We start from the raw sequence: 1,759 nt of genomic DNA, 5'->3' as shown, positions 1-1,759 counted from the left end.
GTCGACCGTGGCCCGGGCGGCGGCCCCGTCGCGGGCGGGTGCCGGGACCGCCGACGCCGCCGGCAGGAGCACGCCGGTCGCGACCACGAGGCCGAGGGTCACGGCGGCCGCGGACGCCCTCCGGGCCCGCGCCGACCCGGTCAGGACACGTGCACGAGGACGCAGCAGCATCGACAGTTCTCCCCCGGCCCCGGTGGAGACGCCCTCGGGGGTGTGCACCACCGCACGGCCACCTGACCGTCCGGGGCTCCCCGGGGCAGGTGCTGGTGACCCTAGGCAGGGACCGGTCCTCGCGGGCGGGATTGCGGAGATCCGCGTGCGGACGCGGCCGCCTCGTCCAGACTGACCGCATGCCGGGGGCTCTAGGGTGCCGGGCATGACGCCGGTCGCCGCCGGCGCCTGGTGGGCCCCGAGGGCGACGAGCCCACCGGGCCCCGCGCCGCCTCGCGGCCGCGGGTCCCGGACCGGCCGCTCGCCCCGACCGGTCCACGCCCCGGCCTGACCGGCGAGCCGGTGCACGAGGTGCCGGTGTCGCGCTGGTGGGTCACCGCCGTCGTGGTGACCGGCACCCTCGCGGTCGCGGCCACCGTCGTCGCTGTCCTGAGCGCGGACCCCTGGTGGGCGGCACTGGCCGTGGTGGTCCTGGCCATGACCGCGCTGCTGGTCGCGGCCGGCCTCCGGCAGCCCCGCCGGGTGGCCGCGTCGGCGTCCGGCGTCCGGGTGTCCAGCCGCCTTCGGGACCGCGACGTCGCCTGGGACAGGGTCCGCCGCGTGCGCCGTCCGCAGACCCTCGGCGTCGACCGGCCGGACGCCTACGTGGAGCTCGACACCGGCGAGCTGGTGCAGCTGCCGCGCCGCACGCCGGGCGGCGTGGTCGAGGGGTGGCGGGAGCGCCACCGGGGTGACCGTCCGGCTGCGGGGCTGCCCCAGACGTGGCGGCTGACGCCCGAGGAGATGGCGCAGCAGTCCTGGCTGTCGCGGAACCTCGGTGTCTTCGTCGCCGTCATGGGCGTCAACCTGGTGAACGTCTTCGACCTGCCCGTCCCGGCCGCCCTCGTCGGGTTCGGCCTCATGGTCGGGCTGGTCGCCCTCGTGACCTCTCGCCTGCCGTCCTCCGCCATCACGGTCGACGCGGACGGGATGACGCTCCCCCGCCCGTTCCGCCGCCACGAGCACCTGCCCTGGTCGCAGGTGCAGGACGTCCGGAGCAAGGGCCGCTACGAGCCCGGGGTCGTCGTCGAGCTCACGACCGGCGGGGCGAGGACAGTCCTCGGACCGGACGTCGATGTGGTCCGGGAGTGGCGGGAGCTCAGGTCCTGACCATTACCCGTCGGCATGCCACAGCGCCGAGTACCACGCCAGCCGCTCACGGTCCGGGGTGACGCCGTAGCCCTCGCACACCAGGTCGGCGTGGCCCGGGCCGTAGTTGTGGTCCGCGCTCCAGCACGCCGGGGCCAGGTCGGCCCACCGGTCGGCGACCCCGAGCCGGCCCAGGTCGACGTACCCCGTGACGGACCCGTCGTCGGCCAGGAGCGTGTTGGGCGCGCAGGCGTCGCCCTGGCAGACCACGCGCCGGTCGTCCGGGGGGCGCCCGCCGAGCAGCGCCTGCGCGGCCGGCCGGTCGTCGGAGCGGACGTCGGTGTCCCAGCCGAAGGGGCACCCCTCGACCGGCAGCGCGTCGTGCAGGCGGCGCAGCCCCCGCCCCAGCGCCAGCGCGGCCTCCGCCGGCCGGGCCAGCCACGCCGGGTCGACCGCGGAG

General features: G+C 77.4%; 3 protein-coding genes. 1 reads left to right on the top strand and 2 read right to left on the bottom strand.

Annotation, left to right across the window (positions count from 1 at the left end; translation table 11 throughout):
* Nucleotides 1–222 (bottom strand): hypothetical protein (locus WCS02_RS20115; RefSeq protein ID WP_340296081.1); only part of this gene is annotated, 222 nt, incomplete at its 3' end.
* Nucleotides 223–402: 180 nt separating this feature from the next.
* On the opposite strand from WCS02_RS20115, the gene WCS02_RS20110 reads away from it, so the two are divergent.
* The gene (locus tag WCS02_RS20110; RefSeq protein WP_340296079.1) at nucleotides 403–1,320 is read left to right on the top strand and encodes a PH domain-containing protein; all 918 of its coding nucleotides are present in this window, start codon (nucleotides 403–405) and stop codon (nucleotides 1,318–1,320) included.
* A gap of 3 nt (nucleotides 1,321–1,323) precedes the next feature.
* Here the strand turns inward: WCS02_RS20110 and WCS02_RS20105 are convergent.
* A partial coding sequence (locus WCS02_RS20105) for a phosphotransferase (RefSeq protein WP_340296078.1) occupies nucleotides 1,324–1,759 on the bottom strand: 436 nt, incomplete at its 5' end.

The sequence above is a fragment of the Aquipuribacter hungaricus genome (assembly GCF_037860755.1).
Taxonomy (GTDB): Bacteria; Actinomycetota; Actinomycetes; order Actinomycetales; family JBBAYJ01; genus Aquipuribacter; species Aquipuribacter hungaricus.
Note: the sequence above shows the minus strand (reverse complement) of the source record. Positions and strands in the feature narration are given on the sequence as shown.